This is a genomic window from Citrifermentans bemidjiense Bem (assembly GCF_000020725.1).
GTDB classification, from domain to species: domain Bacteria; phylum Desulfobacterota; class Desulfuromonadia; order Geobacterales; family Geobacteraceae; genus Geomonas; species Geomonas bemidjiensis.
Genome location: NC_011146.1, coordinates 409,860 through 427,437, shown reverse-complemented (window position 1 = coordinate 427,437; position 17,578 = coordinate 409,860). Strand labels below are relative to the sequence as shown.

Sequence of the window (17,578 nt, the reverse complement as noted above, 5' to 3'; positions counted from 1 at the left end):
GACGAGGGAGTGGGAAATGCCGCTGAAGATATATACCAGCAACCGCATGGAACGCCTGGTGGACGAGCTGGAAAGGGTGGTCCGCGCCCCCCGTCCCGCCCCCTGCACCCCCTTCGACAAGGAACTGGTCGTGGTGCAGAACAAGGGGATGCAGCGCTGGCTCTCCATGGAACTTGCCACCCGCATCGGCGTCTGGGCCAACGGCGACTTCCTCTTTCCCAACAAGTTCGTGGAAGAGGTCTTCGCCTACGTGCTCCCGGAGAGCCCCGCGGACGCTCCGCTCTTCGCCCCGGAGGTGATGACCTGGAGGATCCTGGAGCTGCTGCAGCAGTCCGCCGGAAGAGCCGGCTTCGAGGAGGTCGCCGGGTACCTCGCGGACGACGGTGACGGCCTCAAGCGGATGCAGTTGGCCCGGCGCATTTCAGACACCTTCGACCGGTACACCATCTACCGTCCCAAAGAGCTGCTCCGCTGGGAGCAGGGGGAAGAGGAGCACTGGCAGGCGCAGCTCTGGCGGGCTCTCAACGACCGCGCCGGCCAAAAGCACCGCGCCCGGCTGCTGCACGACTTCCTCGCTTCCCGCAAAAATGACCGGTCCTGGCGGCGGCGCATCTCGGTGATCGGCATTCCCTCGCTTCCCCCCTTCCACCTCGACGTACTTGCCAAGGTGGCGGAGCACGCCGAGGTCAACCTGTTCCTCTTGAACCCCTGCCGCCAGTACTGGGGCGAGATCGTCTCCGAGCGGGAGCTGGCCCGGCTGGAGAAGCACGGCCAGGGGGAGGAGCAGTGGTACGAGACCGGGAACCCGCTCCTTGCCTCGTGGGGGAAGCTCGGCCGCGACTTCTTCAAGGCGATCATCGACGACTGCGGCGACCACGAGAGGGAGGACAGCTTCTACGAGCTTCCGCAGGGGGTGCTGCTGCACGAGGTCCAGGCGGATATCGTGGAATTGCGGGGCGCCGAGGCGGGGCCGCGCCAGGTGCAGGCGGGCGACCTCTCCCTCAAGATCCATTCCTGCCACTCCCCGATGCGCGAGGTGGAGGTCCTGTACGACACCCTTCTCTCCCTCTTCGACGCCGACCCCCTGCTGTCCCCCCGCGACGTGCTGGTGATGACCCCGGATATCGAAGCTTACGCCCCCTACATCTCCGCGGTCTTCGACAATCCGGAAGAAGATCGCAAGCGCATCCCCTATTCCATCGCGGACAGAAGCCTGAAGAACGAGGGGGAAGCAGCCCGTGCCCTTGTCGCCATCCTCGGGCTTTGCGGCGGCCGCTACGGCGTGGCGACCGTGCTGGACATCCTGGAGTCCCCTCCGGTAGCGCGCCGGTTCGGGCTCTCCGGCGACGACCTGGAAAACGTGCGGGACTGGCTCAGGGGGGCCAACATCAGGTGGGGCATCGACGCCTCCCAGCGCGCGGAGCACGGCGTCCCCCCTTTCAGCGAAAACTCGTGGGCAGCGGGGCTCGACCGGCTGCTTTTGGGCTACGCCATGAACGGCGACGGGCGCTCGTTCTATAACGGCATACTCCCCTACGACGACATGGAGGGTGGCGTGGCGCTCTCCTTCGGGCGCTTCCTCACCTTCTGCGAAAAGCTTTTCGCCCAAACCGGGGCGCTTTCCCGTCCGCGCGTGCCGTCCGAGTGGGTGCCTGCGCTGCGCCAGATCCTGGACGACTTCATCCTCCCGGACCAGGAAGGGGAGCGCGAGTTCCTCCTCCTGATAGAGATGGCGAAGAAACTGGGGGAGTTTCCCGCTGCGGCCGGTTTCGAGGAAGAGATCGGCATCGAGGTGGTGCGCTACTGGGTCGAGCAGCAGTTGGGGGCCTCGAAAAGGGACCTCGGCTTTCTCACCGGCAACGTCACCTTCTGCGCCATGCTCCCGATGCGGAGCATCCCCTTTCCGGTGGTCGCCTTGTTGGGGATGAACGAGGGGGAATTCCCGCGCCGCAACCCGCCCCAGGGGTTCGACCTGATGACCAGGGAGCCGCGCTCCGGCGACTCGTCCCCGCGGGACGAGGACCGCTACCTCTTCCTGGAGGCCCTCCTCTCCGCCCGCAAGAGGCTGCATATAAGCTACGTGGGGCAGAGCATCAAGGACAACGCCGAACTCCCCCCGAGCGTGCTCGTGAGCGAACTTCTGGACTACCTGGAACGCGCTTTCGTTACGCCTGAGGGTAAGCCGGCCGCAGAAGTAGCGCGCCATCCGCTGCAGCCTTTCAGTCTCCAATACTTCAACCGCGACTCCGCACTTTTCAGCTACTCGCAGCAAAACTGCGAGGGGGCGAAAGCAAAGCTCTCCTCCCCCACTCCACGGGAGCCGTTTCTGGATGCGCCCCTTCCCGCCTGGGAGGAAGAAGGGACCGTCACGCTCAAGACGCTGATCGATTTCCTCTGCAACCCCGCCAAGGAGCTGTTGCGGCGCCGGCTCGGCATCCGCATCGAGCAGGGGGTGGAGCCGCTAGAGGAATCGGAGCCCTTCGCGCTGGATACCCTCGCCAAGTACCAACTGGAGCAGGAGATGGTCACGGCCCTCCTGCGCGGAGAGGAGCTCGACACCCCTTACGCCGTCGCCTGCGCGCGCGGCGACCTTCCTCCCGGAGTCTGCGGCTCGGCCCTTTTCCGCAAGCTCGGCGAACCCGCTCAGGAGTTCGCCGCCAAGGTGGTCGAGGCGTCGGACGGTGAGCCGCTCCCTCCCCTGGACATCGACCTGGTACTTCCCGGCGGGAGGATCATCGGGCGCATCGAAAACCTACGCACCGACCGGATGGTGCGCTACCGCTACACCAAGCTGAAGGCGAAAGACCAGCTGCGGCTCTGGGTCGAGCACCTGGCGCTCAACTGCGCGAAGGCCGAAGGGTATCCGCTGGAAAGCAGCTTCGTCGCCTCGGACAGCACCATCCACCTCCCCCCCGTCGAGGCATGCACGGAGCACCTGGACCGGCTCCTGGAGCTGTACCGAATGGGAATGACCTGCCCGCTCAAGTTCTTCCCGGAGAGCTCCCTGGAGTACGCCAAGAAATCGCGCGACCCGAAGAAGGCGGCGAAGGCGCTCGCCGATGCGCTGGGCAAGTGGCACGGCAGCGAATTTTACGAGGGCGAGGGAAAGGACGAGCACTGCCGCCGCTGCTTCGGCGATGACGCGCCGCTGGACGAGGAGTTCGCAACCCTGGCGCTCCAGGTATGGGAGCCGCTTCTGGAGCTCCAGAAGGCCAAGGGGAAGGGCAAAGACAGACTCTGATGCAGGCAGTACTGTCTGATCAAGTTCGCACTTTGCTCCCCCTCCCTGGACGGGAGGGGGCCGGGGGGTGGGTGAAGCTGCCAACGAACTCGAACGTGGCGCCGTCCCCCCCACCCTGACCCTCCCCCGCTAGGGGGGGAGGGGGTTGAACAGAGGAAGTCTGACGAAAGACCATCGTTAACGTGGAATGCAAATGAAACGATTCGACCTGCTCCATACCCCGCTTGCCGGGCGCAATCTGATCGAGGCGAGCGCCGGCACCGGCAAGACCTTCACCATCGCCGGGGTCTACCTGCGCCTGGTGCTGGAACAGAAATTCGACGTCTCGCGCATCCTGGTGGTCACCTTCACCGAGGCCGCGACGAAGGAGCTCAAGGAGCGGATCAGGAACAAACTGAAGGAAGCCGAAAACGGCTTCCTGACCGGCGCCACGGACGACTTCCTGATCGAGGGGCTGCTCAAGTCGACGCAGGACCACTCCGAGGCGCGGCGGCTTCTGTCGAGCGCCATACGGAGCTTCGACGAGGCCGCCATCTTCACCATCCACGGTTTCTGCCAGAGGATGCTGCAGGACAACCCCTTCGAAAGCGGCTCCCTGTGCGATACCGAGCTTGTCACCGACCAAGGGAAGATCCTGATGGAGATCGCCCAGGACTACTGGCGCATCAACTGCTACGGCCAGCCTGAGGAGAGGATCGCCGCGGCCGGCGCCGCCAAGGTCTCCCCGGAGTCCCTGCTGAAGCTGGTGCAAAGGGTCTGCGGAGACCCGAACGCCGCAGTGATCCCGGACCCGCCCGCCGACGCCAACGAGCTGGATGATTGGCTCCAGGGGCTCAAGCGCGGCTTCTTCGACTACCTGCGCGCCGAGCTCCCGAAACGAAAGCGGCTCAAGAACCTGCGCTCCTTCGACGACCTCCTCCTCGACCTGCACGCGGCGCTGCTGCGCCCCGCATCGACGCTGCCGCGGCTGATCCGCGAGCGCTACCAGGCAGCCCTCATCGACGAGTTCCAGGACACGGACCCCCTCCAGTTCGCCATCTTCGACGCCATCTACCCGGTGGGACACGAGGCCCCTTTCTTCCTGATCGGCGACCCGAAGCAGGCCATCTACAGCTTCCGCGGCGCCGACATCTTCGCCTACATGGGGGCGGCCCAGGCGACAAAAGAGCGCCACACCCTGCTGCAGAACTTCCGCTCCGAAGCGGGGCTGATCGATGCCGTCAACGCCCTCTTCGCGTCGCGCGAGCTCCCCTTCCTCTACCCGCAGATAGGCTTCAACAAGGTGGAAGCGGCTCCCAAAGAGAAGAGCAGGCTCGTGGAAGCGGGGCAGAGGAAGGCGCCGTTAAAGCTCTGGCTCGCCCCGCGCAAGGACGCCGGCAAACCGATCAACAAAGGGGATGCCTGGGAGCAGCTCCCGGAAACGGTGGCGGCGGAAATCTCGCGCCTTCTGCGCGACGGCGCGGACGGGAAGCTGACCGTCGAGGAGCTCCGGAAGGACGCCGAGGAGGGGAGCGAGAACTGGGTGCAGCGCGCGGTCGAACCGAGGGATATCGCCGTCCTGGTGCGCGCGAACCGGCAGGCGAAGCTGATGCAGCGGGCGCTGACCCACAGGGGGATACCGAGCGTCCTCTGTAGCGCGGGTAACCTCTTCGAGTCCGACGAGGCGGCGGAACTGCTCCGGCTCCTCTCGGCGGTGGCGCAACCGGGGCACGAGTCGCTTCTGCGCGGGGCGCTGGCCACCGACCTGGTCGGGGTGAGCGGGACGGAACTGGCCCGGCTCATGGACGACGAGAAGGGGTGGGAAGAGATCCTGGAGGAATTCAGGAGCTATCACGACACCTGGAACAGCGGCAGCTGCATGTCCATGGCGCTGCAGTTCATGGAAAAGCGCGAGGTCAGGAAGCGGCTGCTCGCTGAACCGATGGGGGAGCGGCGCCTTACCAACCTCCTGCACGCCATCGAGACCATCCACCAGGCGCAGGTCAACGAACGCCTGGGGATGGAAGCGGTCATCTCTTGGCTCGCCTGCCGCATCACTGAAGAGCCCAAGAAGGATGAGTACGAGATCCGGCTGGAGACCGACGAGGCCGCGGTGCAGTTGGTCACCATCCACAAGAGCAAGGGGCTCGAGTACCCCATCGTGTTCCTCCCTTTCTGCTGGGCGGAGTACGCCGGCAAGGACGAAGGGGCGCTCTTCCACGACGAGGACGGCCGGGTGGTGCTGGACATAGGCTCCGAGCAGATGGGAGAGCACAAGGCGCAGGCCGCGCGGGAGGCCCTGGCCGAGAGCCTGCGCCTTCTCTACGTAGCCCTCACCCGCGGCAAGCACCGGACCTACCTCACCTGGGGCGTCTTCAAGGATGCCGGCGACAGCGCGCTGCACTACCTGCTGCACCCTGGCGAGACGCCGGTCAAGGGGCAGGTGACGCTGAGCGATGCCGACATCCGCAAAAGACTCGACACGCTGGCGGCCTCCTCCGCCGGGAGAATCGAGGTCCTGGATCTCCCTGCGGCCGACCTGGCGCCATACCGGGCGCACGACAAGAAGGCGCCGGACCTCGCGCCGCTTCCCTTTACCGGCGCCATCTCCCGGGACTGGCGTGTGGCGAGCTTCACCTCGCTCTCCAGCCACAAGCACCACACAGCCGAGCTTCCCGACCGCGACGAGGGGAGCCCGGTCGAGGAGCGGCCCGTGCACGATGTCGAGCCGACCGGGATCTTCGCCTTTCCCAAGGGGGCCAAGGCCGGCATCTTCCTGCACAAGATCTTCGAGGACCTCGATTTCACAAGGGTGGGCGAGCAGCTCTCGCCCCTGGTGAAGGAGCAATTGGACAAGCACGGCTTCGCCCCCGACTGGAGCCAGGCGGTGCGCGACATGGTGCAAAACGTGCTGCAGGCGCCGCTGGGAGACGGGGAGATCGCGCTGGCTCAGGTGGGGTTGGAGCGGCGCCTCACCGAAATGGAATTCTTCTTCCCTCTTTCGCACGTTACCTCCGACCGTCTGAGGGAAGCCGCCGCCCGCTTCACGGCCGGACACGGCACGGCGGGAGTCGCCGGGTTACCGGTCGATCTGGCCGATCTTTTCAGCCGCCTGTCCTTCGCGCCAGTGCAGGGGATGCTGCTCGGCTTCATCGACCTTGTCTTCGAGCACGGCGGGCGTTACTACATCGTGGACTGGAAGTCCAACCACCTGGGTAACACCCCCGGCAACTATGGGCAGGCGGCGCTGAAAAAAGAGATGGAAGAAAACTTCTATCCCCTGCAGTACCTCCTCTACACGGTGGCGCTCGACAACTACCTGAGGCTCAGGATCCCCGGGTACGATTACGACCGGCACTTCGGCGGCGTCTTCTACCTTTTCCTGCGCGGCGTCGACGGGACCGGGAACGGGGTCTACGCCGACCGGCCGCCCAGGGAACTCATCGCCCATCTGGCAGAGGTGCTGCTCCCGGAGAGCGCGAGACCTTCCCGGATTGATGAACCAAGCCCCTCACCCCTACCCTCTCCCGCCGGGCGAGGGGGAGTTGGGAAGAAGCCGAGAAAGACCGAGATAGAGGGGCAGCTCAGCCTCGATCTCTTTGACTGAGGTCGGACGGTAAGGAGAGCATCTGGTTCCCAAGCTCCAGCTTGGGAACCAGATCATGTCCACTCTCCCCCTTTTTCGAAGGTTCTTGCGGGAATTGTGGGGAACTCGGGTCCCCTCCCCCTCTGGGGGAGGGACAGGGTGAGGGAGACGCCACGAAGGCAAGACGTTGGCTGGGGCACCGCCCTCACCCCCTCCCCTCTCCCAGAGGGCGAGGGGCGACAAGCCTTCCCCGGAATTCCCGGATGAACCTTTGCGAAGGGGGCCGGGTTGGATTTCACGTTTTAGGATTCACCAGGAAACCAAATGGCTGCTGAAACATTCCAATTCAACGACATAGACCGGCAGTTCGCCTCATTCATCTGCCGGCAGGCGGCAAGCCGCGACGCGCACCTTGAGGCTGCGGCGGCGCTCTTGAGCCGCGGGGTGACGGCGGGGGACGTCTGCCTCGACCTGGAGAGCGCCCTGGAAGACGCGCGCGCCGCTGGGTACCGCATCGAATCGGTAGCCGCCTGGCGCCAGAAGCTCGCCGCCCACCCGGTAGTCGGCGAGCCCGGCGAGTTCAAGCCGCTCATCCTGGACCACGCCGACCGCCTCTACCTGCAGCGCTACTGGCGCTATGAGGATGAGCTCGCCGAGGCGATCATGAAACGCGGCAAGACGGTGCGGTTCGACCGGGCGCTGTTGCAGAAGGGGCTCGCACGGCTTTTTCCTCCCACGCCTGGAGAAACGGACTGGCAGCGGGTTGCTGCCCTCGCCGCCGTCACCAGGCGCTTTTGCGTCATCTCCGGGGGGCCCGGAACCGGCAAGACCTCGACCGTAGTAAAGGTGCTATCGCTCCTCCTGGAGCAGGCGGAGGAGGCTGGAACCGGCGCCGGCCTCAGGATCGCACTGGCTGCCCCCACCGGCAAGGCTGCCGCGAGGCTTAAGGAATCGATCAGCGATGGAGCCCGCTTTGCCGAAGAGGGGGTACGCGGGCTGATCCCGGAGGACGTCTTCACCCTGCACCGCCTGCTCGGTTACCTGAAGGGTTCCAGCGGCTTCCGCCACAACGCCGATAACCCGCTCCCCTACGACGTGGTAATCGTCGACGAGGCCTCCATGGTCTCGCTCCCCCTCATGGCCAAGCTGGTCTGCGCCTTGCGGCACGACACCCGCCTGATCCTTTTGGGCGACCGGGACCAGCTCGCCTCGGTGGAAGCCGGCGCGGTCCTGGGCGACATCTGCGACACCGGCGGCGTGCACGGCTTCTCCCCCGCTTTCGCCGCCCTGGCAGCCGACCTCGCCGGCGATGCCGTCACCTCCAGCTCCGGCATGTCCCCGCTCGGCGACGCTGTCGTGCAGTTGCAGAGGAGCTACCGCTTCTCCTCCGCCGGAGGCATCGGCAAAGTTGGTTCGCTGGTCAACGCAGGGGATGCTCCCGGCGCTTTGTCGGCCTGCCTCGACTCCGCCGTAGCCGGCGTCACGCTGGCGCCGCTCCCCACCGCAGCCGCCCTGGCCGACGCGCTCGCCAAAAGGATTAGCGAAGGCTACGGCGCCTATCTGCGGGAGGAGAGCCCGGAAGCAGCCTTCGCTGAGTTCAGCCGGTTCCGTATCCTTTGCGCCATGCGCAGCGGCCCGTTCGGAGTCGAGGCGATCAACCTCCTGGTGCGTCAACGATTGTCCCAGGCGGGAATGATCCACCCCCGCGGCCGCTGGTACGCCGGCGAGCCGGTCATGATCACCAGGAACGACTACAACCTTGGGCTCTTCAACGGCGACGTGGGGCTGATTTTGCCCGACGCCGAAACCGGAGGAGAGCTGCGCGCCTTCTTCCCCTCCGGCACCGGCGGCATGAGGAAAGTCTTGCCGCTCAGGCTCCCGGAATACGAGTGCGCCTTCGCCATGACCGTGCACAAGAGCCAGGGTTCCGAGTTCGACCGAGTGCTGCTGGTTCTGCCCGACCGCGACGCGCCGGTCCTGACACGGGAGCTTTTGTACACCGCCATAACCCGGGCGAAAACGTCGGTCGACATCCTGGCGAACCAGGAACTTTTTCTCTCCACCGTCACGCGCAGAATTGTCAGACGGTCGGGACTGAGAGACAAAACGTGGAAACCCAATTGACAATTGACAATTGACAACGAAAACCGTGGAGAGGCAATTAAGGCTAAAACCCAATTGATAATTGACAATTGATAATTGACGATTACAACCTTTCGGATGGAAACTAATGCTGTCAAAGATAAGTCTTTCGCATTCGCATTGAGAATCATCAAGTTGTATCAGTATCTTTGCGAGCGAAAGGAGTTTGTGATCAGCAAGCAGTTGCTGAGGTCCGGCACCGCTGTCGGTGCACTGGTGCGCGAAGCCGAACAGGCGGAAAGTAGAGCCGACTTTATTCACAAATTGGCAATAGCCCTGAAAGAAGCCAACGAAACAGAGTACTGGCTAGAACTCCTCCACCAGTCCAATTATCTTGAAGATAAAAATTACCAATCGATATCTTCAGATTCAAAATGCTTACTAAGACTACTGACCTCCATAATTAAAACGACGAAGATGCACAACAAAAAATAACCATTGTCAATTGTCAATTGTCAATCGTCAATTGGTTCAAAGGGTTTCTTCATGCTAACGCAAATAAACAACATCCGCCTCGCCTACGACGACCTCGGCCACGGCCCGGCCGTCTTGCTCATCCACGGCTTCCCGCTGAACCGCCAGATGTGGCAGCCGCAATTAAAACCGTTGGCCGACGCCGGCTATCGCGCCATCGCGCCGGACCTGCGCGGCTTCGGCGCCAGCGACGCGCCCGCTGCCGGCTACAGCATGGACCGCTTCGCCGACGACCTGGTGGCGCTGCTCGATGCGCTGCAGATCGACAAGGCAGTGGTGGGCGGGATGTCCATGGGGGGATACATCCTCATGAACCTCCTGGAGCGCCGCCCCGACCGGGTCCGCGCCGCAGCCTTCATCGCCACCAGGAGCAACGCCGACGACGAAGCTGCACGCCAGCGCAGAAGTGAAATGGCCGCCCAAGCCGAAAGGCTGGGGGCAAACCCGATTACGAAGATCTTCGCCGAACTTCTTTTTGCCGACGACACCACCGTGTCCCGCCCGGAACTTATCGCTCAGGTCACCTCCTGGATGCGCTCCACCAACCCCAATGGACTCGCCGGTGGCCTGGTCGCCATCAGGGACAGGAAGGAATACACTCCCCTTCTCGCCTCCTTCGGCAAGCCTTCGCTCGTTATCGCCGGAACCGAGGATCGGGCCGCGCCGCTTGATGTCGCGAGGGTGCTAATCGAGGCGCTCCCCGGCTGCCGGACCAAAATCATCGAAAAGGCGGGGCACATGGTTAACATGGAACAACCAGAACTCTTCAACAAGACGCTGGTCGACTTCCTCGATTCGCTTCCTGATTAGCGGGATTAAACATGACACCTGACCTCTTTCAATTGATCATCCTGCTGCTTGGCGCCGCCACCTTCGTGTTCGCGTTCCTTTGCTACCTGCATCTCAAACGGGCGCACATCGCCGAAGCGCGCTTCGACCAACTGGAAAAGGGGTTGGAGCGGCTGGAACGCACCCTGCAAGCAGAACTCGGGAGAAACCGCGAGGAGCTGGGGGGGAACCTCAGGCAATTCGGGGAGGCGGTGCAAAAGCGGATGGTGGATATCGCCTCGCTGCAAAAGGGACAGCTTGAAGGATTCACTCAGCAGCTTGGCAGCCTCACCGCCAGCAACGAGCAGCGCCTGGACAAGCTGCGCGAAACGGTAGAGCTGCGCCTCAAGTGGCTGCAGGACGACAACTCGAAGAAGCTGGAGCAGATGCGCGCCACGGTTGACGAAAAGCTGCACGAGACCCTGGAAAAGCGGCTGGGGGAGTCGTTCAAGCAGGTAAGCGGCCAGCTGGAGCAGGTCCACAAGGGGCTGGGGGAGATGCAGTCGCTTGCCTCCGGGGTCGGCGACCTGAAGAAGGTCCTCTCCAACATCAAGACCCGCGGCACGCTCGGCGAGGTGCAACTGCACAACCTTTTGGAGCAGATACTCACCCCGGACCAGTACGGCGCCAACGTCGCCACGAAGCCCGGGAGCGACGCGCGGGTCGAGTTCGCCATACGCCTTCCCGGCAAGGACGACAAGCCGCTCTGGCTCCCGGTCGACGCCAAGTTCCCGCAGGAGGACTACCTGCGGCTGGTCGAGGCCCAGGAGCAGGGAAACCAGGCCGCGGTACAGGAGGCGACCAGGCAGTTCGACAAGACCGTCGCCGCCATGGCGAAGCTCATCTGCGAGAAGTACTTAGCCCCTCCCGACACCACCGATTTCGCCGTCATGTTCCTGGCCAACGAGGCAAGCTACGCCCAGGTGTTAAGCCGCCCCGGGCTCTTCGACGCCATCTTGCGCGAGCACAAGGTCATCGTCGCAGGCCCCACCACCATCGCCGCCCTCCTTTCGTCGCTCAGCCTCGGCTTCAAGACGCTCACCATCGAGAAAAGGAGCAGCGACGTCTGGCGGTTATTGGGCGCGATAAAGACCGAGTTCATGACCTTCGGGACGTTGCTGGAAAAAACCAGGAAGAAGCTCGACGAGGCCTCCTCCAGCATCGACACCGCCGCGACCCGCACCCGCCGCATCCAGCGCAAGATGCAAGGGATCGAGCAGTTGCCGGAGCATGAAGCGAAGGGATTGTTGGGAGGGGAGTTTGGCGCCGCGGAGCCGGAGAGCGAAGTTATTCTGATCGATGAAGCGTAACGATCTTCCGAGACACTGGTTCATCAGACGCAAATCCCCCCTGTCCCCTCTTCGCAAAGGTTCATCGGGAAATTCCGGGGATAACAGTCCCCCCCTCCCTTGACGGGAGGGGGACGGGGGGTGGGTGAAGCCGCAAATTATGGAAATGATGGCACCTTACCCCACCCCCTAGCCCCCTCCCGCTGTATAGACTGGGGACATGGTTTACAAATGTTCGGGGACATAGTTAACACTTTTGCCAAGAATGACCTTTCCTCGGAGGAGGGAGACCATGCCTTGGCGACCGGTGGATACTATGACCCTGAGATTCGAGTTCGTTCATTTGGCGTTGCAGGAAGGCAGCAACATAGCCTTCCTTTGCAAACGCTTTAACATCAGCCGTCCGACCGGCTACAAATGGATTAGCAGGTTCCTTGAAACCGGCGTCGAAGGCCTAATTGACTTATCTCGCAAGCCACTGACCTGTCCACATAAGACGGTCACTGCGACCGAAGATGCTATTCTCAAGCTTCGCGAAGAACATCAGGCTTGGGGAGCACGTAAGCTACGTAAGCGTCTTGAAAAACTTGGGCATCAGGGGGTGCCTGTACCTTCGACCATAACAGCAATCTTGCGCCGCAACGGCTGCATTGATCCAGCTGAGTCAGATAAACATACTGCTTTCCAACGGTTCGAGCACCCATACCCAAACGACCTATGGCAGATGGATTTCAAGGGCAGTATTCCGATGAAGCATCATGGTCGCTGTCATCCGTTGACTGTTCTGGATGACCATTCCCGGTTTAGTGTGGTGCTTGTAGCCTGTGCCAATGAGCGAACAGAAACGGTTAAAGCTGCTTTGATTGAGGCATTCAGGCAATATGGATTGCCATATCGAATGACCATGGACAATGGCAGCCCATGGGGTAACGATCAATACAACGACCTTACGCCATTAACGGTCTGGCTTATCAGAAACGAGATACGGGTCAGCCACTCTCGCCCCTATCATCCTCAAACACAGGGTAAGGACGAGCGGTTTCACAGAACTCTGGTTGCAGAAGCAATCGCTGGAAGAGTCTTCGAAGACCTAGCTGACTGCCAGCTTAGATTCGACACCTTCAGGCATTGCTACAACTTGGAGCGCCCACACGAATCACTAGGTATGGAAACTCCGATGACGCGTTATAAGCCTAGCCGGCGGACTTACTCAGAAATACTGCCCGAGATTCAGTACGCCCCAGACGACGAGATCCGAAAGGTCCAGGCCGAGGGTAAGGTGTCATTCAAAGGCCGATGTGTGCGCCTCGCGAAGGCGCTCAGGGGGCAGCCGGTGGCATTTCGGCCAACCATACGCGATGGCGAATATGGCGTTTATTTCTGCAGCCAGAAAATCGCAGAAGTCGATCTCAAAGAACAAAAAGTGTAAACCATGTCCCCGAACAACTGTAAACCTTGACCCCGGTCCATACACCCGCAAGGGGAGGGGGGACTAAGAGCGAGGCTCCCCGAAACTCTCCGCCAAACCTTCTCAGAAGGAGGGGAATGCTGAGCGGAAAATCCTTAATAAAAAACCGCCGGCGATCGATCCATGGAACCGATGCCGGCGGTTATATGTAAGCAATCAAAGACTGCTTATTTGATCTGTCCGCGGATCTCGCCGTCCGGGTACTTGTCGGTGTGGACGTTAACGTAGGTATCGCCAGACCTCATGAGTTTAACGAGCTCGTCGAATTTCCCTTTGTAGTCGCCCATAAGGTCGTTGCCGCTAACCTTGCCCTCGGAAAGAACGCCGCTGAATTTCCCTTTTTTGCCGCCGCTGAAAAGGCCTACGATCGGAGGGCCGTTTTCACCCTTTTTGCCGACGTGAATGTGGGCGGCGCTTGCGTCTACGACGTCCTTAACGTGGAGCTTATAGGTCAGTTCCTTGCCGTCTTTGCTGAGTTTGAACTCAGCCTTGCCGGAGGACTTCGCGTCAGGCTTGCCGACTTCCTCCTTCGGGCTCAATTTTGCTTTAAAGCTGTGCTCAGCGGCATAGCCAGTAGATACGGCAAAGAATGCGGCCAGCACTACCAACAGTAACAGCCTTACCCTTTTCATCTCCTGCCTCCTTTACTGCCTTCATAGTACCACTGCCCCGATTATACCCTTTACATTCAAAAAGCACTATATTTTTGAAGGTAAGGTTTCATTAGGCAAATTCGGCAATTGCCTGTCCAGGCTGCACCGCTTCGCCCACGGAAACCAGAATCTTTTCCACCTTCCCGGACATGTGCGCGGTGATGTTGGTCTCCATCTTCATCGCCTCGAGGACGACCAGCAGGTCGTTCATCTCCAGGTGTTGACCCACCTGCGCCACGATCTTGAAAACCACCCCCGCGATGGGACTGCGGCAGATCTTTTCCGAACTGGAGGCCGGGGTCGGCGCGGCCAGCGGCGGGGTCGCGGTTGGATGCGCCGAATACACCGGGTACGCCTGCATAGTCGCGGTGGGAGGGAAGGCCCCTTCCGTACGCACCTCTTCCCCTTCCTCGACTTCTACGTCCACCCGGTATTTCTTTCCGTCAATGGTCATGGTCAGTTGCACGGTGGTCTCCTTTTGTCTGTAGCGGCAGGGGTGAGGGTGGTGGTCCATGCCCCCTCTCCCTCTGGGAGAGGGTCGGGGTGAGGGAAGCCTCTATCTCCTCAAGTTGTGCGACGCCTGCAGCACCACGCGGCTCGACTGTCCCCAGGCGTTGATCAGATTCGGGTCGACGAACCTGGCCCGCCTTATCCTCACGGTCTTGCCCAGATACGCGGCTATCGCGGCGGACATCACCATCAGCAGTTCGGGCGTGATTTCCGGATCGTGTTCCTGCTCCATCTCTTCGTCCACGGCTTCCCCCTTACAGCGGAATGAGGCCATGCTTCTTCATGGGCCTGAATTCGCGCTTGGTGCTCAGGATGTCCAGCGTCATGGCGAGGTGGCGCCTCGTATCGGCGGGCTCGATGATGTCGTCCACATCGCGGCGTGCCGCGGCCGCATAGGGAGTGGCGAAGGTTCCCTGGTAAGAAGCGATCAGCTCGTCGCGCTTTTTCTTGGGATCTTCCGCCTGGGCGATCTCGTTCCGGAAGATGACGTTGACCGCTCCCTGCGGTCCCATGACCGCGATCTCGGCGCTGGGCCAGGCGAAAACCCGATCGGTCTCCAACTCCTTGCCGCACATGGCGAGGAAGGCGCCGCCGTACGCCTTGCGCATGATGACGGTTATCTTCGGGACGGTGGCCGCGGCGTAGGCGAAGAGCATCTTGGCGCCGTGGCGGATGATCCCCCCCTTCTCCTGCTGTACCCCGGGGAGAAAACCCGGAACGTCCACCAGGGTCACCAGCGGGATGTTGAAGGCGTTGCAGAACCGGACGAACCTGGCTCCCTTGTCCGAAGCGTTGATGTCCAGCGCCCCCGCCAAGACCGACGGCTGATTGGCGACGATGCCGACGCTCCGCCCGAGTATCCTGCCGAACCCGACCACGATGTTGGCAGCGAACAGAGGCTGCACCTCCAGGAAGTCGCCGCCGTCGATCAGGCGCGTGATCACGTTCCTCACGTCGTAGGCCTTCTTCTGCTCCGACGGCACGATGCTGTTCAACGTCTTGTCCGGGACGATGACGTCGTCGCTTTCCAACTGCGGCGGGTCCTCGATGTTGTTGGAGGGGAGGTAGGAAAGGAGCTTCTTGCAGATGCGAAGCGCCACCAGGTCGTTCTCCGCCACGAAATGGGCTACGCCGCTATGGTTCATCTGCGACAGTGGCCCTCCCAGCTCCTCGGCGCTGATCTCTTCGCCGGTCGCCTCCTTGATCACGGAAGGGCCGGTGATGAACATGCGCGCCTTGGCGGTCTGGATGATGAAATCGGTGAGCGCCGGGCTGTAGGCCGCGCCCCCGGCACAGGGGCCGCAGATGAGCGAGATCTGCGGCACCACCCCGCTGAGCATCACGTTGTGGTAGAAGACCTTGCCGTAGCCGGCTAACGAGTCGATCCCTTCCTGGATCCTGGCGCCGCCGGAATCGTTCATGAAGACGAAGGGGGTTCCGGTCTTCAGCGACCCCAGCATCGCCTGCACGATCTTGTCGCTGTGCACCTCGCCCGCCGATCCCCCGGCGACGGTGAAATCCTGGCTCGCCAGGTGCACCATCCTCCCGCCCACGCTCCCTGCGCCGGTGACCACCCCTTCGGCCGGCAGTTCCTTCCCGGCCATGCCGAAATTGGTGCAGCGGTGCCTGGCGAAGATGCCGATTTCCTGGAAGCTGTCCTTGTCCACCAGCGCCTCTATCCGCTCCCGGGCGGTCAGGCTTCCCTGGGCGTGCTGCTGGTCGATCTTCGAGCGCCCGCCGCCCAGCTTCAGCTTGCTCTTCTTGTCGTTCAGCGCTTTTATCTTCTCTTCTATGGACATGAGCTCGCTCCTTGGTCGGTGCGGCGCCTATTCCTGGCCGTAGGGTGCAACCGTCACCTTGTGCGGCTGCCCGCTCAAGGTGACCGTGTAGGTGACGGGGCCGGTGATCTTCCCGGGGTGCCCTTCGGGAATGCTGGTTTCCGAAGCTCCGGTGACGGGATCGCGCCCCAGGTTTCGGGGTCCTTCACTCCTCGTGGCGAAGAACTTCGGCGCCACCTGCGGAAAGAGGGCGTAGGTGAGCACGTCCTCGTCGCTGCCGTCGCAACCCTCCAAGGGGAGCGCCGCCGCCCGCAGCTTGCCCCATTCCGGCTCCAATAGATCTGCGGGGCGGCACTCTATCGGCTCCTTATTCGCGTGGCGGCGCGCCTGCTCCACCACCTCCGGGTTCCGTTCTCCCGGCGTGAGGCCGTAGTAGCCGAGCATCAGGTCGGCGAACTCGCCGGTCAGCACCTTGTAGCGCCCCATCAATACGTTCAGCACCGCCTGGGTCCCGACGATCTGGCTGGTCGGGGTTACCAGCGGGACGTATCCCGTGTCCTTTCTCACCAGCGGTATCTCTTCCAGCACGTCGCGCATCCGGTCCCCAGCCCCCTGCTGCTTCAACTGGCTCTCCATGTTGGAAAGCATCCCGCCTGGAATCTGGCTCCTGAAGATCTCCGTCTCCGCGCCGGTGATGGTGGAGAGGAATTCTGAGTACCTGGGGAGCACCTTGGCGAAATGCTCCTTCACCTTGTTCACCCGGCCGAGGTCGATGCGCGTGGTGTAGCCCGTATTTTCCAGCATCTCCGCAAAGCTCTCCGTCGGGTTGTGTCCGGGCCCGAGGCTCATGGAACTCACCGCCGTGTCCACGCCGTCCACGCCCGCCTCCACCGCCTTCATGTAACTCACCATGGTCACGCCGCTGGTGGCGTGCGCATGCAGCTGTATCCGGATCCGGTCGCCGCAGGCCTCTTTGATCCCTCTCACCAGGTCGTATGTCGCGTGCGGCTTGATCAGCGCCGCCATGTCCTTGATGCAGATGGAGTCGCACCCCATGTCGACCAGGCGCTTCGCCTGCTCCACGAATTTCGCCGTGGTGTGAATGGGGCTGATGGTATAGGAGATGGCGACCTGCGCGTGCTTTCCGCACTGCTTCACCGCCTGGACCGACCGCTCCAGGTTCCTCAGATCGTTCAGCGCATCGAAGATCCGGAACACGTCGATGCCGTTCTCGGCGCTCTTCTGGACGAACCGGTCCACCACCTCGTCCTGGTAATGCCGGTATCCCAAAAGGTTCTGCCCCCGCAAAAGCATCTGCAGCGGGGTTTTCGGCATCAGCTCCTTGAAGGTCCTAAGCCTCACCCACGGATCTTCGTTGAGAAAGCGGATGCAGGCGTCATAGGTGGCCCCGCCCCAGCACTCGATGGACCAGTAGCCCGCCTGGTCCAGGTCCTCGCACACCGGAACCATGTCGTCTATCCCGAGCCTCGTAGCGATAAGGCTCTGGTGCGCGTCGCGCAGAGCCAGTTCGGTTATGTCGATAATGCGGTCCATGTCTCCCTCCTTAGTCACGAAGGGATATTCTACGGACTGCAAGCTCATTGACAAGAGCTAATACTCTTTTTTTTAA

General features: G+C 62.1%; 12 protein-coding genes. 7 read left to right on the top strand and 5 right to left on the bottom strand.

What is annotated here, in order from left to right; translation table 11 throughout:
- Nucleotides 1-16 precede the first annotated feature (16 nt).
- The 7 genes from recC (at nt 17) to GBEM_RS01680 (ending at nt 12,968) form a co-directional block, all read left to right on the top strand.
- The gene (gene recC, locus GBEM_RS01710) at nt 17-3,241 is read left to right on the top strand and encodes an exodeoxyribonuclease V subunit gamma (RefSeq protein ID WP_012528783.1); all 3,225 of its coding nucleotides are present in this window, start codon (nt 17-19) and stop codon (nt 3,239-3,241) included.
- Between the two features lie 193 nt (nt 3,242-3,434).
- The gene (gene recB / locus GBEM_RS01705) at nt 3,435-6,827 is read left to right on the top strand and encodes an exodeoxyribonuclease V subunit beta (RefSeq protein ID WP_012528782.1); all 3,393 of its coding nucleotides are present in this window, start codon (nt 3,435-3,437) and stop codon (nt 6,825-6,827) included.
- Nucleotides 6,828-7,130: 303 nt separating this feature from the next.
- Nucleotides 7,131-8,930 (top strand): exodeoxyribonuclease V subunit alpha, encoded by a 1,800-nt coding sequence (gene recD, locus GBEM_RS01700; protein WP_012528781.1) that lies wholly within the window; start codon nt 7,131-7,133, stop codon nt 8,928-8,930.
- Between the two features lie 96 nt (nt 8,931-9,026).
- Complete coding sequence (locus GBEM_RS01695) at nt 9,027-9,383, top strand: four helix bundle protein (RefSeq protein WP_012528780.1); 357 nt, start codon at nt 9,027-9,029, stop codon at nt 9,381-9,383.
- Between the two features lie 51 nt (nt 9,384-9,434).
- Nucleotides 9,435-10,232: an alpha/beta fold hydrolase gene (locus tag GBEM_RS01690; protein WP_012528779.1), complete on the top strand. Its 798-nt coding sequence runs from the start codon at nt 9,435-9,437 to the stop codon at nt 10,230-10,232.
- An 11-nt stretch (nt 10,233-10,243) separates the two neighbouring features.
- On the top strand, nt 10,244-11,560 hold the full coding sequence (gene rmuC / locus GBEM_RS01685; protein ID WP_012528778.1) for a DNA recombination protein RmuC: 1,317 nt from the start codon (nt 10,244-10,246) through the stop codon (nt 11,558-11,560).
- Between the two features lie 271 nt (nt 11,561-11,831).
- Nucleotides 11,832-12,968: an IS481-like element ISGebe1 family transposase gene (locus GBEM_RS01680; protein ID WP_012528777.1), complete on the top strand. Its 1,137-nt coding sequence runs from the start codon at nt 11,832-11,834 to the stop codon at nt 12,966-12,968.
- 206 nt (nt 12,969-13,174) lie between these two features.
- On the opposite strand, the gene GBEM_RS01675 is transcribed toward GBEM_RS01680, so the two are convergent.
- From GBEM_RS01675 to GBEM_RS01655, 5 genes are all read right to left on the bottom strand, one after another.
- Nucleotides 13,175-13,639, bottom strand: coding sequence for a CHRD domain-containing protein (locus tag GBEM_RS01675; RefSeq protein WP_012528776.1), 465 nt, complete (start codon nt 13,637-13,639; stop codon nt 13,175-13,177).
- Nucleotides 13,640-13,730: 91 nt separating this feature from the next.
- Nucleotides 13,731-14,174 carry an acetyl-CoA carboxylase biotin carboxyl carrier protein subunit gene (locus GBEM_RS01670; RefSeq protein WP_226373916.1) on the bottom strand — a complete coding sequence of 148 codons (444 nt, stop codon included), beginning with the start codon at nt 14,172-14,174 and terminating at the stop codon, nt 13,731-13,733.
- Between the two features lie 42 nt (nt 14,175-14,216).
- On the bottom strand, nt 14,217-14,414 hold the full coding sequence (locus GBEM_RS01665; protein ID WP_012528774.1) for a hypothetical protein: 198 nt from the start codon (nt 14,412-14,414) through the stop codon (nt 14,217-14,219).
- 10 nt (nt 14,415-14,424) lie between these two features.
- Complete coding sequence (locus GBEM_RS01660) at nt 14,425-15,969, bottom strand: acyl-CoA carboxylase subunit beta (protein ID WP_012528773.1); 1,545 nt, start codon at nt 15,967-15,969, stop codon at nt 14,425-14,427.
- 27 nt (nt 15,970-15,996) lie between these two features.
- Nucleotides 15,997-17,502 carry a methylmalonyl-CoA carboxytransferase subunit 5S gene (locus GBEM_RS01655; RefSeq protein ID WP_012528772.1) on the bottom strand — a complete coding sequence of 502 codons (1,506 nt, stop codon included), beginning with the start codon at nt 17,500-17,502 and terminating at the stop codon, nt 15,997-15,999.
- Nucleotides 17,503-17,578: the final 76 nt, after the last annotated feature.

Excerpts from the sequence above, each read along its gene's own strand:
- GBEM_RS01680 (WP_012528777.1), top strand. The coding sequence starts at position 11,832 with ATGCCTTGGCGACCGGTGGATACTATGACCCTGAGATTCGAGTTCGTT.
- GBEM_RS01675 (WP_012528776.1), bottom strand. The coding sequence starts at position 13,639 with ATGAAAAGGGTAAGGCTGTTACTGTTGGTAGTGCTGGCCGCATTCTTT.
- recB (WP_012528782.1), top strand. The coding sequence starts at position 3,435 with ATGAAACGATTCGACCTGCTCCATACCCCGCTTGCCGGGCGCAATCTG.
- GBEM_RS01655 (WP_012528772.1), bottom strand. The coding sequence starts at position 17,502 with ATGGACCGCATTATCGACATAACCGAACTGGCTCTGCGCGACGCGCAC.
- GBEM_RS01695 (WP_012528780.1), top strand. The coding sequence starts at position 9,027 with ATGGAAACTAATGCTGTCAAAGATAAGTCTTTCGCATTCGCATTGAGA.
- GBEM_RS01670 (WP_226373916.1), bottom strand. The coding sequence starts at position 14,174 with ATGGACCACCACCCTCACCCCTGCCGCTACAGACAAAAGGAGACCACC.
- GBEM_RS01690 (WP_012528779.1), top strand. The coding sequence starts at position 9,435 with ATGCTAACGCAAATAAACAACATCCGCCTCGCCTACGACGACCTCGGC.
- GBEM_RS01660 (WP_012528773.1), bottom strand. The coding sequence starts at position 15,969 with ATGTCCATAGAAGAGAAGATAAAAGCGCTGAACGACAAGAAGAGCAAG.
- recC (WP_012528783.1), top strand. The coding sequence starts at position 17 with ATGCCGCTGAAGATATATACCAGCAACCGCATGGAACGCCTGGTGGAC.
- recD (WP_012528781.1), top strand. The coding sequence starts at position 7,131 with ATGGCTGCTGAAACATTCCAATTCAACGACATAGACCGGCAGTTCGCC.
- rmuC (WP_012528778.1), top strand. The coding sequence starts at position 10,244 with ATGACACCTGACCTCTTTCAATTGATCATCCTGCTGCTTGGCGCCGCC.